This window comes from Campylobacter sp. RM12647 (assembly GCF_020138135.1).
Classification (GTDB): Bacteria; Campylobacterota; Campylobacteria; order Campylobacterales; family Campylobacteraceae; genus Campylobacter_E.
Map to the genome: position 1 here is coordinate 1 of NZ_JACGAS010000069.1, position 506 is coordinate 506.

A 506-nucleotide genomic window follows, 5' to 3' on the forward strand; every position below is an offset into this window, starting at 1 on the left:
GCTAAGCGCTCATGCAAACGCATCTATGAACAATAGATCAATTGACAGTTCTTTAAATAAGTTAAACTCAGGTTTTAGAATTAACTCTGCTGCTGATGATGCTTCAGGTATGGCAATTGCTGATAGCTTAAGATCTCAAGCAAGTTCTCTTGGTCAAGCTATTATGAATGCTAATGATGCTATTGGTATAATTCAGACAGCTGATAAGGCTATGGATGAGCAAATAAAAATACTTGATACAATTAAGAATAAAGCTATTCAATCAGCTCAAGATGGTCAAACAACTGAAACAAGACGCTCACTTCAAGCTGATATTTCTAGACTTATGGAAGAATTAGACAATATTGGTAATACTACATCATTCAATGGTCAAAAGCTTCTAAGTGGAACGTTTTCAAACAAAGAATTTCAAATTGGTGCGTATTCAAATGAGACTGTTAAGGCTAGTATTGGGGCAACTACAAGTGATAAGATTGGTTTAACTAGGTTTGAGACTGGGCATAATG

The 506-nt window shown here is 35.2% G+C and carries 1 protein-coding gene; it reads left to right on the forward strand.

Annotation, left to right across the window (positions count from 1 at the left end; all coding sequences use genetic code 11):
• On the forward strand, window positions 1-506 hold a 506-nt coding region (locus AVBRAN12647_RS09625), incomplete at both ends, for a flagellin N-terminal helical domain-containing protein (RefSeq protein ID WP_442862283.1).